Source organism: Nostoc sp., from assembly GCF_036916985.1.
In the GTDB taxonomy this organism is placed as follows: Bacteria; Cyanobacteriota; Cyanobacteriia; order Cyanobacteriales; family Nostocaceae; genus Nostoc.
This window is the reverse complement of sequence record NZ_JBALFD010000067.1, coordinates 71,376-88,844: the sequence shown is the minus strand read 5'-3', so window position 1 is coordinate 88,844 and position 17,469 is coordinate 71,376. Positions and strand designations below refer to the sequence as shown.

The 17,469-nt window shown below is 43.6% G+C and carries 21 protein-coding genes and 1 pseudogene; 4 read left to right on the top strand and 18 right to left on the bottom strand.

Features of this window, described 5'->3' with window-relative positions; all coding sequences use genetic code 11:
* The first annotated feature begins 60 nt into the window (after positions 1-60).
* Complete coding sequence (locus V7L07_RS22945) at positions 61-1,335, top strand: FAD-dependent oxidoreductase (protein ID WP_335061167.1); 1,275 nt, start codon at positions 61-63, stop codon at positions 1,333-1,335.
* 39 nt (positions 1,336-1,374) lie between these two features.
* A complete protein-coding gene (locus V7L07_RS22940; protein WP_335061166.1) occupies positions 1,375-1,764 on the top strand; it encodes an HdeD family acid-resistance protein in 390 nt (129 codons plus the stop codon).
* A 2-nt stretch (positions 1,765-1,766) separates the two neighbouring features.
* Here V7L07_RS22940 and V7L07_RS22935 read toward each other — a convergent pair whose 3' ends face one another.
* Complete coding sequence (locus tag V7L07_RS22935; RefSeq protein ID WP_335061165.1) at positions 1,767-1,919, bottom strand: hypothetical protein; 153 nt, start codon at positions 1,917-1,919, stop codon at positions 1,767-1,769.
* A gap of 303 nt (positions 1,920-2,222) precedes the next feature.
* Between V7L07_RS22935 and V7L07_RS22930 the strand changes: the two genes are divergently transcribed.
* Entirely contained in the window at positions 2,223-2,348 is a 126-nt protein-coding gene (locus tag V7L07_RS22930; protein WP_335061164.1) for a hypothetical protein, read from the top strand.
* A 210-nt stretch (positions 2,349-2,558) separates the two neighbouring features.
* Positions 2,559-2,861 (top strand): pentapeptide repeat-containing protein, encoded by a 303-nt coding sequence (locus V7L07_RS22925; protein ID WP_335061163.1) that lies wholly within the window; start codon positions 2,559-2,561, stop codon positions 2,859-2,861.
* Positions 2,862-3,470: 609 nt separating this feature from the next.
* Here V7L07_RS22925 and V7L07_RS22920 read toward each other — a convergent pair.
* From V7L07_RS22920 to V7L07_RS22840, 17 genes and pseudogenes are all read right to left on the bottom strand, one after another.
* Positions 3,471-4,619, bottom strand: a pseudogene (locus tag V7L07_RS22920) (phosphoketolase); the annotation flags it as partial.
* Positions 4,620-4,843: 224 nt separating this feature from the next.
* Entirely contained in the window at positions 4,844-5,215 is a 372-nt protein-coding gene (locus V7L07_RS22915; protein ID WP_335061162.1) for a hypothetical protein, read from the bottom strand.
* An 84-nt stretch (positions 5,216-5,299) separates the two neighbouring features.
* Complete coding sequence (locus tag V7L07_RS22910) at positions 5,300-5,722, bottom strand: YggT family protein (RefSeq protein ID WP_335061161.1); 423 nt, start codon at positions 5,720-5,722, stop codon at positions 5,300-5,302.
* Between the two features lie 187 nt (positions 5,723-5,909).
* Positions 5,910-6,326 carry a DUF1269 domain-containing protein gene (locus V7L07_RS22905; protein ID WP_335061160.1) on the bottom strand — a complete coding sequence of 139 codons (417 nt, stop codon included), beginning with the start codon at positions 6,324-6,326 and terminating at the stop codon, positions 5,910-5,912.
* A 176-nt stretch (positions 6,327-6,502) separates the two neighbouring features.
* Complete coding sequence (locus V7L07_RS22900; RefSeq protein WP_335061159.1) at positions 6,503-7,201, bottom strand: hypothetical protein; 699 nt, start codon at positions 7,199-7,201, stop codon at positions 6,503-6,505.
* A gap of 227 nt (positions 7,202-7,428) precedes the next feature.
* Entirely contained in the window at positions 7,429-7,719 is a 291-nt protein-coding gene (locus V7L07_RS22895) for a hypothetical protein (RefSeq protein WP_335061158.1), read from the bottom strand.
* A gap of 381 nt (positions 7,720-8,100) precedes the next feature.
* A complete protein-coding gene (locus tag V7L07_RS22890) occupies positions 8,101-8,454 on the bottom strand; it encodes an AtpZ/AtpI family protein (RefSeq protein ID WP_335061157.1) in 354 nt (117 codons plus the stop codon).
* Complete coding sequence (locus V7L07_RS22885; protein ID WP_335061156.1) at positions 8,451-8,861, bottom strand: F0F1 ATP synthase subunit epsilon; 411 nt, start codon at positions 8,859-8,861, stop codon at positions 8,451-8,453. The genes V7L07_RS22890 and V7L07_RS22885 overlap by 4 nt, the downstream gene beginning before the upstream one ends.
* A complete protein-coding gene (gene atpD, locus V7L07_RS22880; protein ID WP_334715151.1) occupies positions 8,858-10,294 on the bottom strand; it encodes a F0F1 ATP synthase subunit beta in 1,437 nt (478 codons plus the stop codon). The genes V7L07_RS22885 and atpD overlap by 4 nt, the downstream gene beginning before the upstream one ends.
* Positions 10,295-10,632: 338 nt before the next feature.
* Entirely contained in the window at positions 10,633-11,553 is a 921-nt protein-coding gene (locus tag V7L07_RS22875) for a F0F1 ATP synthase subunit gamma (protein ID WP_335061155.1), read from the bottom strand.
* Between the two features lie 2 nt (positions 11,554-11,555).
* The gene (locus V7L07_RS22870; RefSeq protein WP_335061154.1) at positions 11,556-13,220 is read right to left on the bottom strand and encodes an alternate F1F0 ATPase, F1 subunit alpha; all 1,665 of its coding nucleotides are present in this window, start codon (positions 13,218-13,220) and stop codon (positions 11,556-11,558) included.
* A 201-nt stretch (positions 13,221-13,421) separates the two neighbouring features.
* Positions 13,422-14,234, bottom strand: a complete 813-nt coding sequence (locus V7L07_RS22865) for a F0F1 ATP synthase subunit B family protein (protein WP_335061153.1) — start codon at positions 14,232-14,234, stop codon at positions 13,422-13,424.
* Between the two features lie 4 nt (positions 14,235-14,238).
* Positions 14,239-14,547 carry a F0F1 ATP synthase subunit C gene (locus V7L07_RS22860; protein ID WP_094346123.1) on the bottom strand — a complete coding sequence of 103 codons (309 nt, stop codon included), beginning with the start codon at positions 14,545-14,547 and terminating at the stop codon, positions 14,239-14,241.
* Positions 14,534-15,211: a F0F1 ATP synthase subunit A gene (locus V7L07_RS22855; RefSeq protein WP_335061152.1), complete on the bottom strand. Its 678-nt coding sequence runs from the start codon at positions 15,209-15,211 to the stop codon at positions 14,534-14,536. The genes V7L07_RS22860 and V7L07_RS22855 overlap by 14 nt, the downstream gene beginning before the upstream one ends.
* Positions 15,212-15,249: 38 nt before the next feature.
* Complete coding sequence (locus V7L07_RS22850; protein ID WP_335061151.1) at positions 15,250-15,588, bottom strand: ATP synthase subunit I; 339 nt, start codon at positions 15,586-15,588, stop codon at positions 15,250-15,252.
* Between the two features lie 171 nt (positions 15,589-15,759).
* Positions 15,760-16,572 carry a potassium channel family protein gene (locus tag V7L07_RS22845; protein ID WP_335061150.1) on the bottom strand — a complete coding sequence of 271 codons (813 nt, stop codon included), beginning with the start codon at positions 16,570-16,572 and terminating at the stop codon, positions 15,760-15,762.
* Positions 16,565-16,828, bottom strand: coding sequence for a hypothetical protein (locus V7L07_RS22840; protein WP_335061149.1), 264 nt, complete (start codon positions 16,826-16,828; stop codon positions 16,565-16,567). The genes V7L07_RS22845 and V7L07_RS22840 overlap by 8 nt, the downstream gene beginning before the upstream one ends.
* Positions 16,829-17,469 lie beyond the last annotated feature (641 nt).

The window sequence follows — 17,469 nt, the reverse complement described above, 5'->3', positions numbered from 1 at the left end:
GGCAATATCTACGACGGGCTATTCGGCGTCGCACTTTATCTATTAATTGAGAGGTCAATCATGAGAATCGCGATCGTTGGGGGGGGAGCCAGTGGCATGGTGACAGCTTACCTGCTCGATAAACAAGGGCATCATGTCACTGTGTTTGAACGGCAATCTACTTTAGGTGGACATATTCGGACACTGAACAAGAACGTTCAGCCGAACCAATCTGATTGTAATGAAATTTTAGAAAATGGAGTACTCGAATTTCCGACTGTGTTTCACAACTTCATCGCTCTCATGGAAGAGTTAGGGGTGGAACTAGAACCTGTGAATATGGGTTCAGCGATGTTTTTCAGAAATGGCAGCCACTATCTATCGGGAGTCACGATCCAGAAGAACTTCACAGGTATTCGCCGCCTGCTCGAATATTTACGCCTCGATACCCTCTATGCCCGTTCTGCTGGATTATGGCTAAGAATACAATTTGCTCACCTGCAAGATTTCTATAATCAGCCTTTGTCGCAATACTTGAAACGTGCCTGTACTCGCAATACTTGGCTAAAATTGCTAGTTATGTATAGCTATTCAATGCCGTTGGAACTGATTGATGATTTTCCGGCAGAATTGGCAATGCCTGTCTTACGCAACGATGTTGCAGTCAACTGGCTCAGGATTAAAGGCGGTGTGTATTCTTACATTGAAAAAATTCTGGCGCGATTCCAGGGTGAGGTTTTGCTGAATGTAGAGATTGACCGGATTTCCAGAAGTTCGGATGCTATAAAAATTGTGCGATCGACAGGTGAAATTCAGGAGTTTGATAAAGTCGTGTTTGCTACGCCACCCGACCAAGTGATGGCGCTGTTAGCAGATGCAACTGATGCTGAAATCAAACGGTTTTCTGCTTGGAAAGCCAATTATGCGACTACCTTACTTCATACAGATAGTTCCATATACGCCCGCTATGGCATTAAACAACCCTCAGAATTTGATTTTTTTCAGGCAAAAAGCCGATGGGGTTATAACAGTTGCCTGAATCAGATTTGTGACATCTCATCGCCACCAAATTATTTTTTATCGTTCCAACTAGAAGAGTTGGTTGCTAGCGATCGCATTATTCACATTCAGGAACATCACACCCCGTTATATACCACTAAATCTTTTCAATACCGAGATGAAGTAGTTGCTACTAATGGCGAAAACAATACCTACCATACAGGAGCCTATCTTGGTGATGGCTTGCATGAAGGAGCTATAACTTCTGCCTTTCGAGTCGCTCAACTGGTTGGGTTAAGCCAAGGCTCGATTGATATCACAAATCCTAAATCTATACCACAATTTGTACAACATTGATCCATCAAATGTTTTATATAAATTTAAAAGGAGATGAACATGAGAGTTATTGAGCCTAAAATTGATGAGCAAGTTGTTAGTTCTGACTTTTCACGGTATCTGGAAAACCTCTCTCTAAATCTCTCTCCTTGTAGGAGAGAGACTTTGAATTTTCCCCCTTCCCGTTTCGGGAAGGGGGCTAGGGGGTTAGGTCAATCGTTAGCTTTTCCACATGACCTGAATTGTCAGGTTGTTAGTTCTGGATGGACAACCGCGATACCCTTGGTAGCCGTAGGCATCGCTATTCTCATGATTGTGTTGGGTATCATTGCGATTGCATTTCCTTTCTTTGCTAGTGTTGCTTCAACCTTAATGTTTGGTTGGATATTCATCTTTGCTGGAATTACTCAAATTGTTTATGCCTTTCAATCAAGAGGTACAGGTAGGTAGAGTTATCGGGAAGCTGATTCTAGGTCTGTTGTATCTCCTATCTGAAATTCTCGTGGTGGTAAATCCGTTTGAAGGTGTACTTGCCTTGACGTTTTAGCAGCAACCTTGGGGGATTTGTTACCAAGTTGGTAAGCTGTTGCGCCTACAAATTTCATCACTAGCATGATTAGGCAAAACCTGTAACTCCTCTCCCTTGCACCCTGCTCCCCTGCCGCCTCAATGTGCAAACTATAATCACAACAGCTTACACCACCCTCAGTGGAGACATTACAGATATTCGCGTGGTGATAATTCAACGTGAGTTCGACGAATCATAATAGTGTCCATCTAATTAGCCGTAAAAAAGACCTCTAAGAAGGTTTTACTATGCAAAACCGTCCCTCTCCGAATCGGAGAGGGACAGACTTGAACTAAAGTTCAAGGCAGGGAGAGGTTTATCGAACTCACGTTAATTCAACGTGGTAAAAAGATTCTTAAAGGTGAAAGCGATCGCCTGCGAGAGACGGCTGAAAACGATTAACTTTTTACCACAAGAGGGTAAAAAGCACTTTTGTAAAAGGTTTATTATCTACACCATGACATAGTGTTGTTTGATTTATAGGGTTATTTGTTTGATTAAAATATAAAAACGCATAAAATTTTCAGAGCTAAATTACTTTTTTGAAAAAGCAAATATTGAAAGTTTTACTATATCAAAAGAATGAGATTCTATATGATACTTTTTTAGGAAAATATAGCTGTTATGATGAAAGTATAAAAACAGCGAAAATGCTGTACTTTGTGAGGCAAACAATATGAATGCCAATGAAATTTTGAAAGAATATGCCGCCGGAAAAAGGAATTTTAGGCAGGCAGATTTAAAAGGAATAAGCCTAATTAAAGCAAATTTGAGAGAAGCAGATTTTACTGGAGCAAATTTGGCAAACTCAGACTTGAGCGACTCAGATTTAAGCAATGCTAATCTAAATTGGGTAAACCTGAGAGGAGCAAAAATAAATGGGGCTAACATGAGACAGACAAAAATGCCTGATGGCAGTATACACAACGATCACCTAACTTCTGCACGTTATGCTCTGAAATTCTGCCAACTACTTTAACGTGAGTTCGACAAGTCTTATTTGACCTCTCCCCCAGCCCCTCTCCGACACGGAGAGGGGAGCAAAAAGCTTAATTTTTCGTTGCTCCTCCGTTTCGGAGAGGGAGGTTGGGAGGGAGAGGTTCATCGAACTCACGTTACTTTAGGGACTTGCAAAAAAGAAATTATCCCAAATTATTTCTAGATTTTTAGGGGCGCAACGACTTGCGCCCCTATGTTCGCTGAGCGTCCCGCAGGGATGTGATATTTTTTTAACTGGAAGTCCCTTAGTTAACAAGTAACCAAATAATTCGTGATGCTCCTCGTTCTGACGCTGGATAGCATTCGCGCAGTGTCTCATAGAGAGCGTCATTATCAATTATGAATTCTCTTGACGTATTATTTATGATTTGAAGCTGCCAGGTTTTTAATTATGATGGTCATTTTCGGTGGATTGCTGTATTTTTCACAAGAATTTCAGTCGATAATCCTGGGTTTAGGAATATTCACAACTCCCTGTGCAGTTGCAGCAATTCGCCAAATCTCCAAATAACCCTCAAAAGAATGTATTAACAATTTGCAATTCGTAATTATTTGTTGAGCCAACGATGCCAGCTAGTGGTCTATCGTAAAAGTTTGGTAACTTCAAATCTTTGAGCAATAACCCGCCGTTTGCATGAGGATTTACACCCATACGGCGATCGCCTTTCGGAGCTAATTCTGCCAACTCTTCGATCAATCTCCCGTTTTCATCAAACAGTTCTTCTGGCTTGTAACTCTTCATCCACTCTTCTAGCAGTTTGATGTATTCAGGCTCGGTTGCTAGTTCTGCCAAGGGAACCTGATCAGAGCGAAACGTCCCTTCAACGGGGATAGCATCGACAACTTTAGGGCCTGTCCAACCTTTAGGAGTTTTCAGGACAATCATCGGATATTGAGGACGCTTAGAGAAGCCATTTATCCGGGCATCATATTGAATGGCTTTAATCTCATACACGATCGCATCTAAAGTTTCTGCCATTTGTTGGTGCAGAATTTCCGGGTCGTCTCCCTCAACGAAATAAGGCTTGTAACCGTAGCCAATCAATAGGCTTTTCAGTTCTTCTTCACTAATTCTGGCTAATACTGTTGGATTTGCAATCTTATAGCTATTCAAATGCAAGATGGGCAGAACAACACCATCACAAAAGGGATTGAGAAACTTGTTTGAATGCCAACTGGTTGCCAAAGCGCCTGTTTCAGCTTCGCCATCTCCAATTACACAGCAAACAAATAGGTCAGGATTGTCAAAAACAGCACCGTGGGCATGAAGCAGCGAGTAGCCTAATTCTCCTCCTTCATGGATGGAACCGCGAGTTTCAGGAGCAACATGGCTCGGAATCCCACCAGGAAACGAGAACTGTTTGAAAAGCTGCTTCATACCCTCAACATCCTGGGAGATGTTGGGATAAAACTCGCTGTAAGTCCCCTCTAGATAAGTGTTGGCAACGATACCTGGGTCTCTATGACCTGGCCCTCCAACATAGATGACATTCAGATCGTGTATTTTGATCGCACGGTTAAGATGAGCGTAAATAAAGTTAAGACCTGGAGTTGTACCCCAATGTCCAAGCAGCCGAGGTTTGATGTCTTCTAGTTTTAACGGTTCACGCAGCAGGGGATTATCCAGAAGGTAAATCTGTCCCACTGAAAGGTAGTTTGCAGCACACCAGTAGGCATGAATCTTATGGAGTTCGTCTGCTGTCAGGGTTTTTGGTGCGATCGCAGTAGTCAGTATCATGTTAGGTAGTTAGGATTTACGAATTATGAATTAGTAATTTGGAGAGTGCTAAAGGTGAACCGATGAGTTCAGCAATTTGAAAGGCAGATGCGATCGCTCCTTCATGCAATCCATCTCCTAAATAATCTCCCGCTAAGACTCCTAATGTTATTTTCCAATCTCGCCAGTTAGATTAGGCAATACTTGACCGAAGAGGCAGAGGGAATTATCTTCAACAGTCTTCTCTAATCTTCTTCAACTAGTTTCACCTGATTATGTGGACTGTAATCTAAACAATTAATGGCTTGATCGGTTAGCACTGTTGATGGATGCACAGTGCATTTGAGATATGAATTATGGCTAAAATATTGACAGTGAAGACACTTGGCTTTGTGAGACAATTTGAGGCTAAATAAATACTGCTGCACCCGCTTAGGAATGAAGGCATAAATTAAAGTAGCGATCTGCCTCTGGCGGCAGCGCTTCCCTATCGCCGAAATAATCATAGCGCTGACTACTATCAGGAAACCCATATCTAGCACAGAAAGAGTTTCAACTCCCCGATGATCTAGAGAGAGTGAATTAGCTGGTAGAGTTGTGATCGATTTTTCTTCCATGACTCCATTACGCTCCTATATTCTGTTCTAAATAGGTTCAAAATGAAGATATTTAACATCACAGTCATTAAATCATCTCGTTTTTTATACTGTTCTCTGTCCAGCATAGATAAATCTAACTACCCATACACCGAGCCAGCCTAAGAGAGAATACACGATGATTGCAATTAGGACATTGACATCAAAAATGTTTACTCCGCCACCAAAAACGGGACTGATAAATAAGGTGGAAAAAGGCCTAATGAATGGATCAGAAAGATTGTAAATAAACTGAGCAAAGGCATTTTTTGTATTGGCTCCGAAAAAACGCAATAAAAAGCGTAACATCAGTAGAATTTCCAGCGTTCCAACTAGAAAGTAAATACTATTGATAATCCAGGTAAAGGTAGCACTGCGTTTGCTAGTTTCCAGCCGTCTCTCTTCCTGTTGAAGTCGGAAAGATTCTTCATCATTCCGAAGTTCTTGCCTCCGCTCAGAATTGCTCTCTTCATGAGGATTTTTATTCATTGATCTATCTCCAAATTGATAAGTGATACTTCAATCAGAATGGACGATAATATAATTCTCCCTCGCTACTACAGATTTGTTCTGTAACACAACTTTATATCTACAGGTTATACCCTGAGAGCTTTTTTTAATCAGCTGTCAACTTTTCAAACAACCTCTAAGCAAGACTAAGACTTTTTTGCAAGTTCTAAATTTTGTCTTGAGAAAAACTCGTTCTAATTAGCTTTCCTCCAAAACGATTAAATTCTGCAATTATTTCCTCTAGATTAGCGGAGTAAATTAGAACAAATAATGATGAAGAATTTGGTTTTAAAGATTCTTCAACTTCGGTTAAAAAACTACTATCAAATGTGCCCTCTTTAATAGTAAGAGTGCGATGAAAGAAAACTGCGCTAATGATGCCACCCCAGAGTTCATTGCTCAGGTCTCCAGGTTCAACCAAATCGTGATATGGTTTAACCCTAATCTTACCATCTGCATTTTTGGTAATCACAACTGCATCTTTCAAATCTGCTAAGTTTTCTTGCTCAAGTTTGAGTATTTCTAAAAGTACTTCATCTGCTTTATATTTGTCATCGAAGTTGACTACAACTAATTCACTCATACTCTCTTTAGATTGTAATTGTTTAAAGGAAAAATGACTTTTTACTGTATCTGCATTTTACCTGATAAACTACTAATTTTTAGTTTACGATACCTGCGATCGCTGCTACTGCATTTACTGATTTTGCGAATAAACTTGGCGTAAATGGGAAAGCGATCGCCTACCTAAAGTAGATATTATCGCTCGGTTGTCGCGTAGAACGTCCGCGCCTGTGCTAGTAACTGGTCTTCGCTCATGTGTTGTTCATTGACGACGACTGTACCGATAACTCGCTGGGCGATATCTGGATGATGTTCTTTGAGATCCGCCAGCAAATAATCCATCGCGCTGCTCGATCCGGTTGAACTGCCAAAGATCAGAATCTTCTTTGCGCCACTTAGCGTAGGCGTAGCCCGTCGTAGACATCGCGCTATTGCCTCATAGAAAGGTTTTAGTTCCGGCTGGCGCTGACCGTTGGCATCGTCATCCACATTGTGCAGATGCCGATGAGAGCCGTCCGGGTCATAAGGAACGATCCTTTCTGGTACTGAGCCGTGCAGTTCAGTTTTATAGATACGCGCCTCACGGTGATCGATAACGACCAGTAGGTGGACACCCTCGGCAATGATTGGCTGGGCGGGCACAGTAGAGCGCTCAAGAAAGTGGCGAATCTGCATTAATTCATGGATATCAGATAAATCTTTGTGCTTTGAGGGGTGAACTGTCAGCGTCTCACCATTCCGCGTAAATCTCAGATTGCCGTTATGTTCCTGAGTCTCGTCGGTCAGTGCATTTAGCATCGATCGGACATCGTGCCACTGAAGGTTTCGCGCTACCGGGTGCTGAAAAATAGCGTTGTAAGTGGTTTGATGAATCCGGGACATCTGCGTTTCCATTAATTTCTCCTTGGTCTTGTTAGACCAGTTATTAACTTATAAACAACTCTGCTCATTTACTACTCTGGGCGACTACCGTTTGAGTGAATGGATGAATTGATTGATTACAATACGAGCGATGCCTGCGGCGGGCTACACCTACGCTACTCGCTGTTGTTGTCCTCCTGAAAGCTGGTTAGGGCGGTTTGTTAAGCGATCGCCCAATCCAATCTTTCAAGCACATGATGCTAAACGCGACGGTTTACCCAGTGTCCTGGCACCCATCGCCGATGACCGCGAGAGGTCGGTTGGTAATGTCCTGCCACCCAGACCCGGCGATAACGAACACGGCTTGTAGTATTGCGCCGAGTTTGTTCGCGCTGGTTTTGAGCCAATCGATCTGGTGCAACCCGGCCCGCCTCGACGACACCAGGACGAGTTGAATTCTGCCCATCATTATTGAACTGTGCGGCTGAGGCAGATTTTGCCAAGACTCCAAGGGGAAGAGCAAGAATCAGGATAGCGATTATGCGTTTCATTAGATGTTCCTTTCGATAAGTTGAGAGTAGCTACAATTAAAGCGGTTGAACTGGAATTTCCTGCCTGCTTGACACCCTGACAAGTTCATTGCTGATACTCATCGATTAATTGCGCTCTTTTTGGAGGAAGTTAGTCAATCAGGCAATATTGTTGCTCCTCATTAACTACTCTGAGGGGCTATGGCTTGATTTCTTGAGTGAATTGATTCATTACGATATAAATCGTTACCAAATTCATTTTGAAGGTTAGAGAGACGCGATAAATCGCCGTCTCTACAGGGAATTTATCCATCAATTATTTATGTTCTCAAAGCTTGTGCTGCAAGCTGTTGGGGCTTTTATTTCTTTCTGCTTCTTGCCTGATCAAGCGTGCCATTCGATTCAGTCTCTTTCTTCCTGGTTGGGAGAATCATCGGGTGGTTGATCTCTTGCCATGCGTTGTTGCTCCTGCGATACCCATTCCCAAGCAATCAGACAACCAATGCTTAAACCTGCCAGCATCAGTGCCAATGTCCATGAGAAGCGACTGGGAAATTGGAAATCGATCCAGATGCCTAGTGCCATTCCTAATAAAGTTGGTACGACCACTGACCAACCGACCAAACCAACAAAACCTAAGCCAAACAAAACGCCACCATAAGGTTTCGCTTGGCGAGCATAAAGTTTGCGGCGTGCTTGATTAGCGATCGCTTTGGCGTTAAGATGCTTTTGGGAACGAGAGGGTGGGGTTTTCATACATATTCACCTAACTCGATAAAGTGCCGAATTGTGTTGATCTCTAGGTTTTCTAAAACGGAACGTGCTGTTTTTTCGCGTTCATCGATTAAGTGAAACTCCTCCTCAACAGTTTTTCTCAATATTTCCAAATCGCCACCTGGAACTGCATTTTGGGTAGCAACTGTTATCTCATCCCCATGCTTGATCAAAATTCCTTGATCGATGGCGAGGAATTGTTCTTGTCCTTGGGGTGAGACGAAGGATAACAAACTTGGTATCAGCGTCGCCACAAAATCTATATGGTGAGGTAGCAAGCAAAATATCCCATTCTCCGCTTCTGCAATCACTTTGATTGCGGCTGTTTCCATCAGAATTTTAGTTGGTAAGACAACTTTGAGTCGCATTTCTGAGGATGGCTCGGTCATGATTTTTTGCCCTCTTTTGGAGCTTGTACGACTTCATCAATTGAGCCAATCATGTAGAGCGATCGCTCTGGTGTATCAGCAAACTCATCATTGAGAATGCGTTCACATCCTTCTAGAGCATCGTCTAATTCGACTAATTTCCCTGTCAAACCTGTAAACTGGGCGGTGGAAAAGAAGGGTTGAGTGAGAAAACGTTCTAAACGTCGCGCCTGGGATACCACTTGGCGATCGCCTGGCGATAATTCTTCTAAGCCCAACATGGCAATGATATCTTTTAGTTCTTCATAGGTGCTGATGGTTTTGCGGACTGCTTGAGCGATCTGATAATGGCGATCGCCAACAATATGAGGCATCAGCATTTTGGAATTCGATTCCATCAAATCCACGGCGGGATAAAGCCCTTCACTCGCCCGTTTACGTGACAACACAATTGCGGCTGACAGATGGGAAAACACCGCGACAGCAGAGGGATCGGTGAAATCATCCGCAGGTACATAAACCGCTTGAATGGAAGTAATCGCCCCTGCTGATGTATTGCAGATCCGCTCCTCTAGTTGAGCGAGTTCAGTGGCGAGGGTTGGTTCATAACCCACCCGCGAAGGTATTATCCCCATCAGTCCCGATACTTCTGAACCTGCTTGGATAAAGCGAAAGATATTATCGATTAAAAGCAATACATCTTTTTGGGAGCGATCGCGAAAATATTCTGCCATTGTTAGCGCCGCGTGTCCTACCCAAAATCTGACTCCCGGTGGTTCATTCATCTGTCCGAAGACTAAGACTGCATTTGGGAGAACCCCTGTTGCTGCCATTTCTTGATATAGATCAAGACCTTCTCGACAGCGTTCACCAATCCCACAAAATAAACTTACACCTTGGTGCTGCTTAACCATATTGTGGATCATTTCTGTAATTAGCACCGTTTTGCCAACGCCTGCACCGCCAAGCAAACCTGTTTTACCGCCTCGCTCTAAAGGTGTGAGTAGATCGATGGCTTTGATCCCAGTTTTGAGGATTTCGGCTTTGGTAACTCGTTCTGACATCGCAATTGGCGTGGCATGAATTGATCGCCATTCGCCACCTGCGATCGCCTCTTTCTCATCGATCGCTTCGCCAAATAGGTTTAACATTCTCCCTAAAAGGCGATCGCCCACTGGAACTTGTAACGGGTGCTGAGTATCAATCACAATCTCACCGCGTGTCAAACCTGCGGTTGGGGCAAGTGCTACACCTCGCACCACCTGAGCGCCCAGATGTGAAACCACCGCGATGGACAGATTACCTCCTTTCCCTGTTTGTAACTGGCTATTTATATATGGCAAGCGTTTGGGAAAATGGATATCGATAATGCTGCTCCGCACGGAGAGGATAGAACCAAGATTTTGCTCTTGGGAATGATTTGATTGGGAAGATGATTTAATATCTGGTTCCATATAATTCGTAATTCGTAATTAAAGTTTCGACTCCGCTCAACTTAAAAAAACGGATCAGAGTCCCCGACTTATACACGTGGTCACTGAGCTTGTCGTTGGCGCAACCTCTTGCAGATAAGTTTCGCTCATTATGCTTCAATACAGTTCAGTTAAGCTTCTCTTCCTTTGCGGTTCGTTAAAAAAAGGATTTTAGCCTTAACTGAACCATATTGCATTATGCTTGAGGTCTGTCTTGAAAAATTGATCCTCTTAGGGTTTTCTCTTGACGCTAGCCTCTGCCAAAAGGATAGAACTGCAATTTTCGCTAAATCGAATTCGTAATTACGAATTACGAATTATTAATGGCTTAACTCAAAGGCGGAAATAATTTCTAGTAATTCATCTGTAATTGCAGTTTGGCGTTTTTGCTGAAATTGACCAGTAAATTCTGTCAGCCGCTCCTCAATGTTTTTCTCGGCAACTTGCATAGAAGCGAGACGGCTAGCATTTTCACCTGCGAGGGACTCACCAAAAGCCCGATAGAGCAAGATAAAAAAATATTGTCGTAATAAAGACGCAACCAAAACATCGCTCGGCATCGTAAAAGTTGGTAGAGTCCGCGATCGCCATTCTTGGCTTTCGATATGTTGTAGCCATTCGCCATCAAGTGGCAATAGTTGCAGCTTATATGGCTCCCATAATGTATTGGAATGTAAGTGGTTGTAAAATAATGTAATTTGGCCAATTTGTTCGCGATCGCGCCATCTGGCAATGTGCGGCAAGATTTCTTGAACCATTGATGTGATCCCAGCTAGCGAACCTGGCATGGCGAAAGTTTGCTCAATTCCATAGCCTGCGCTTTCTAAATGGGAAATCAATCTCGATCCGACGGCAAAAATCGCCAGATGTTCGGGTGAGAGCTTCAACTTCTCTAATTCCGCGATCGCATAGTGGCTAATCTGTTCGTTGAATTGACCGCACATCCCTTGTTCAGAGCCAAAGATAATTACGCCGCAACGACCAAGGTCAGTCGAAAGGGATTGTGAGTAAGTTTTGAAGCCATCGCCGTTATCATGTTGGAGGGAAGCATCATGTGTATGTGCTGCCTTCAATACTACGTGCAAACCCATTTCGATTGTGCGGTTATACTCAGCGAGGGAGGCAACCGCCTGTTGGTATTGGTGGATGTTTAAGGCCGCTAGTACTTTCATCATTTTCACCACGGCTTGCAGGTCTTGGGCAGTGTGGATTTGGCGTTGCAAAAGCTCAATGGATGACATGGCTACTCCTTCGCATCCTTGGGATCTGTTGTATCCTTCGCATCCTTGGGATCTGTTGTATCCTTCGCATCCTTGGGATCTGTTGTATCCTTCGCATCCTTGGGATCTTTTGTATCCTTCACAACTGTAGCGATAGCGAAGCGCTGCTGCGAAGTGCAGATCGCAGTTGTGGCAACCTTTAGTAAGGCATCGCGATCGGCATCCTTCAATGCGGCTCCACTTTCGATTTGCAGGCAAAGATCGGCTAACTCGGTGGATATGGCTTGGGCGATCGCAAGCTCTGCAATGGCAATTTTAGTTATGGGGACAGAATCGAGCAAGCCTGCCGTCACCGAGAGCATTACAGCTATTTGCACAGCAGCCGGCATTGGCGCATATTGCTTTTGTTTGAGAATCTCACGTACCCGTCGTCCGCGTTCTAAAGTGAGGCGAGTCGATTCTTCTAAACGTGTACCAAAGCGAGAGAAAGCCTCTAATTCTTCAAATTGAGAATAGGAAAGACGTAAATCTCCTGAAACAGTGCGATAAGCAGGAAGTTGGGTTTTACCACCCACCCGCGAAACCGACTTTCCGATATCGATCGCAGGTAATACTCCCTTTTGAAAGAGGATTGGTGAAAGATAAATCTGTCCATCGGTAATCGAAATTAGATTAGTCGGGATATACGCAGCAATGTTTTGTGCTTCTGTTTCAATAATTGGCAGCGCAGTTAAGGAACCACCACCTCGTTTGTCGTTGAAATGTGTAGAGCGTTCCAGTAAGCGCGAGTGAATATAAAAAATATCCCCTGGATAAGCTTCGCGTCCAGGTGGGCGGCGCATTAAGAGGGATATTTCTCGATAGGTGCGGGCATGGTTGGTGAGGTCATCGTAAATAATAAGCACATCGCGCCCTTGATCGGCAAAATATTCCGCCATCGCAGTAGCAGCATAAGGAGCGATATATTGTAACCCCGGTGGCTTTTCTGCTGCTGCCATAACGACGGTTGTGTAGGCAAACGCCTGATGCTCATTGAGGTCGGCAATTACCTTGGCAACAGCAGCACTACGCTGTCCGATCGCGCAATAGATACAGAGAATATTTTTGCCTTTTTGATTGATGATCGTATCGAGGGCAAGACCGCTTTTACCCGTTTGGCGATCGCCTAAAATCAATTCTCTCTGTCCCCGTCCAATGGGAATCAGGGCATCAATCGCTTTAATTCCAGTTTGCAAAGGCACATTCACAGGCGCACGATCCATGATACTAGGGGCATCGCGTTCGGCGGGACGGCGTTGGGAAGTTCGCACCACACCTTTACCATCAAGGGGGCGACCAAGAGGATCGATCACTCTTCCTAACAGCGCGTCACCCACAGGGACATCAAGTACTTTGCCAGTACGCCGCACTTGAGTACCTGATTGGAGTTGCTCACTAGAATCAAGCAAAACTACCCCAACTTCTTCGGGATCGAGGTTAAACACCAACCCCAGACTACCGCCAGTAAAACAGACAATTTCCTCTGACTGCACATTCGGTAAACCGGCGATTTTGGCAATTCCTTGACCAATCGATTGCACAATGCCGATTTCCTGCGATCGCAATTTTGCTTCATGCCGATCGAGAACTTGAGTATAAAGTGCAAAAGTATCTTGCAAAACTGTCTGTAAAGTTTCTTCCTTCTTCACATTATGCTTCCTCTGAATAGGGGGGACTGGAGATTAGTGATCTGTCACAGCAACTTTGCGGGGTAAACCAAGTTTTAGAATCTCTGTTTTGCTCCTCCTCTGCGTTCTCTGCGCCTCTGTGGTTCGTTCCCTTACCCCGAAAACCAGTGATTGGGGACTGAGAAATGGTTATTAGGATGTAATTGTATTGCCCAATCCCCTTTACGCTTCTTCTGCAAAAACCGTAACCAAATTTTCGGTGATGCTATCTAAGTAAGTATCCATGCTCCATGCTAGTTTGTAGCCTGTGCCGCGTAGTTCGATCCCACAAATCAGACTAGATTCAATTTCATAAGTCGGTTCGATTTTCCCTGCAATTTCATAACTCGATTCGATTTTGCCTGAACCCACTGCCTTAAAATAATCTTGTAAAACCGTAGCGATCGCTGCACAAATATCCGGTGGTAGGGTGAAGGTACTCACCAACGTCAACGGAATGCTATCTTTTGTCGAAGTAGTTAAAGTCTTCACCAGTTCGGCACGTTCTGTTTCGGTGAGATCGCGCAATTTCTGCAAAAACACCCTCGCAATCTGCGTTTCTAGTTCCGACTCTGCCAAGTCTGTCAACACCCGCCGCACAGTTGCTTGTAATTGCTGCATAGTGCGATCGCCCACCTCATGTAAAAAAGAGTCTTTCTGACGTTGTAAATTGCTTTGCCATTGCGATCGCTCCTTCGCCACTGACTCACGCATTTCCTTCAACAAGCGTTGGTGGGTTTCTTCCACTTCTGATTTTGCTTGAGTCAGCAATTCTGTCTTTTGGTCTGTGAATTGCTGTTGCATTTCCTGATAATGCTTAACCTCCTGTTCTGCTTCTTCTTTTTGTTCAGATGCCGACGACAAGCGATCGGAGATTGTCTTCTCGCGGCGTGCCATTGCCTTGGTAATCGGTTTATATAAAAAGCGTTGCAGCACAAATATCAAGACAAAAAAGTTGAGGATTTGTGCCCCAAAGGTAAACCAGTTAATCTCCACTTGATCAGGCTCCTGCTTTGGCGATCGCACCAATCACATAGTTCCAGAATGGATTAGCAAATAGGAGAATGAGCGCAATTACAAAGCAATAAATTGCCACGGATTCGATAAATGCTAATCCTACAAATAATGTGCGAGTAATTGTATTTGCTGCGTCAGGTTGTTGGGCGATGGAACTGAGTGCTTGAGCAACAGATTTACCTTCGCCGAGGGCTGGGCCGATGGAGCCGATGGCCATAGTCAGCCCTGCCGTTAAGATTGACACAGTGCCAACAATTCCCAGTACAAGTGATAGCGATTCATTTTGAGCCATAGTCTTCATTACTCGCAGAACCAATATAAACAACTGCTAAAACCGCGAAAATATATGCCTGAATTAAGCCTGTCAACAATCCTAAAGCCTGCATAATGGCTGGAAAGAAGAATGGTGCGATCGATATTAAAATCGCCCCAATCATGCCGTCACTCATCACATTGCCAAACAAACGCACTGCTAAAGCTAAAGTCCGTGAGAGTTCACTAATTATATAAAAGGGAAATAGGATGGGAATTGGCTCTATGTAGTGGTGGAGGTATTTCCAGATTCCTGACTGACTGATACCAAAAACTGGAACGGAAAAAAATACACATATCGCCAGGGCCGCAGTGGTAGACAGTGAGGCAGTGGGCGGGTGATAACCAGGAACGATCGCTAATAAATTGGCGGTGGCAATAAAAACAAACAGGGTGCCGATAAAGGGCAAATAGCGATCGGGATTTTGTCCACTGGTTTGCTCAATTTGATCGCGTAAATTCACAACTAAGACTTCCAGCAGGTTTTGCCAGTGGGATAGCTGCGTGTCAGTGGATAGTTTGCGCGTTACCAACCAAGCACCAATGCCCAACAGTAGCATGATCATCCATGTAAATACCAACGTGGCATTGATCGTCACAAATCCCCAATTCCAAAACACGATTTCATCTGGACTAATCTGCATTGAGTCTCCTTGACCCGATAAGATATCACCATTAATGTTTAATAATGTGGCCAGTTTTTTGTAAGATTTGTTGAAGTATTAAAATATGACGTTTTGAAGTGTAAAATATGAGTTTCAATAATGCGATTCCTTACCCAAATAAACGCGCCTAAGCAAACGCTCAGATGCCAAAGTGCGTTCTCTTGGGCGATCGCTAGTACAAAAGCAAATCCGATGAGTGCGATCGCTAACCGCCCAAAAAAGCTGCCTAACGTTAATAGAATTGGGTTTTGGGTTGTAGATAATTTCTGTACCGTTGTCCACAAGCCACGAAAATAGAGATTTCCCAGCAAAATTCCTAACAATAAAGTAACAGGTAAAAAGAAGAGGCTGTTCATATTAAATCTCCAGGCTGTTTGAAGAGTTATGCGGGGGTAAATTTTATGCCATGTTGGACAAGGTTTCATATAACTCTCCTTGTTAACTACTCTGAGGAGCTATGGCTTGATTTATTGATTGAATTGATTCATTACGATATAAATCGTTACAAAATTCAACGTGCGATTCGGCTATGGACGGGCTTGGATCTCTTTCCGCAATGCGACAATTTCGGCTTGGAGTGCTTTAATAGATTTCTCGCTGGCAATTTCAGCGTCATCATCGTTTGCGTCTTGACCCACAAAAAACGTGGCAATGGTTGCAGTCACATATCCAAATACCGCAAAGCCATATACAGCTAATAAAAAACACAACACTCGACCAAATGACGTTTTGGGAAAATAATCTGATCCCATTGTCGTCATAACCATTGCCGTCCACCACAGTGCATTACCATAATTCGTGAGTGTGCTTCCGGGGATGTTTCGCTCAAACACATACATTCCTGCGGCTCCAGTAAAGACAACGAGCAGCGTTAACGTCACTACATAACCAAATCCGCGACGGCTAACACTTTTAGAAAGCGTCTTCATCCCCCGATTGATCCGAATCAGAACGCGTAGCAGTTGTACTCCTTGTACCCCAGGTGCGGTTCCTAACACCCGAATGATTCGCGTCACGCGAAATATCCGCACTGCTGGGAGAAGAAGCGCAAACGCGGTTAACCAGTTGTGCTTTAAATAATTGAGTTTCTGGGGTGCAAGCAGCAATTGAAGCATGAAGTCTAGGATAAATGCAATCCAGATCGTTGTACTGACTGCATTTAATAGTGAACTGAGTCCCCAAACAAATTCAACTATCAGCAGCACTGTCCACACGAAACTCAATACGAGCATGGGTATTTCTAGCCATTCCTCGATCTGTTGTAAGATTTCATGTCGTTCTTGATCGATAGATTGTTTATTAGCTCGATTTGAATCGCTGATCGAATATTTGTTACTCAAGATAGGTAGAAAATAGTATTGACAGAGCAAAATTTCCAATAAAGTTTAAAGTAGACCAGTTTGTATCCTGAGTTTGATGTGCTTCAGGAATAATTTCTTCGGCGATCGCTGTTATCAAAGTACCTGTTGTAAATGCTAGCACCACTAGCTTAGGAAGATCAGATTGTCCATGCAATCCCCAATAGCCTAGAGTTGCACCCAGCCAAACTGGGATAATAAACGCAGCAAGCATCAAAAATCGCTGAACAAGCAGCATATTTTGACTCTTAAGTAGTAGTGCAAAATTAAATATACATTTGTCATTGCGAATGAAGCAAAGCGAAATGAAGCAATCGCAAGGGTTTGGGATTGCTTTGCTACATTTCATTTCGTACCCTTCTCTACGAGAGGCTACGCCAACGGGAACGCCAAGGGCGAACGCAATGACATAAATAATTTTGCGTAACCACTTAAACTCGGCGTTGATTTAACGGCTCTAAATGACAAATAGTATTGAGGTATCATTAAGTTTGTTAAAGATTTATAACTAAATCAAACACTATGAACTCATTTTATACTTCTCTAACCTTTGCCAAGACTTAATCTCAACCACCCATTTGTCATGCTGGAGAAGTAGAAGATTCAGAGCTTCTCTATAAACACTTACTAGCTGTTTAGAACAACGACAGTAGATACAGCAGTTTTCTTTTGCATGAGGTACAAATTTACGGGTTTTGAGTTACGAGTTTTGAGGCAGGATAGCGCAGCATAAAGCCTTCTCTACGAGACGCAACGCGTTCGGCATGGCAACTCTTAGAGAGGCTATGCCAAAGCTTAGAGCGAGTCTGCGTACCCTTACAGAGGATCTTGCTACGCTTTTAGTGTCTGTCTGCGACACGCGCAAGGGACGTAGAGAGC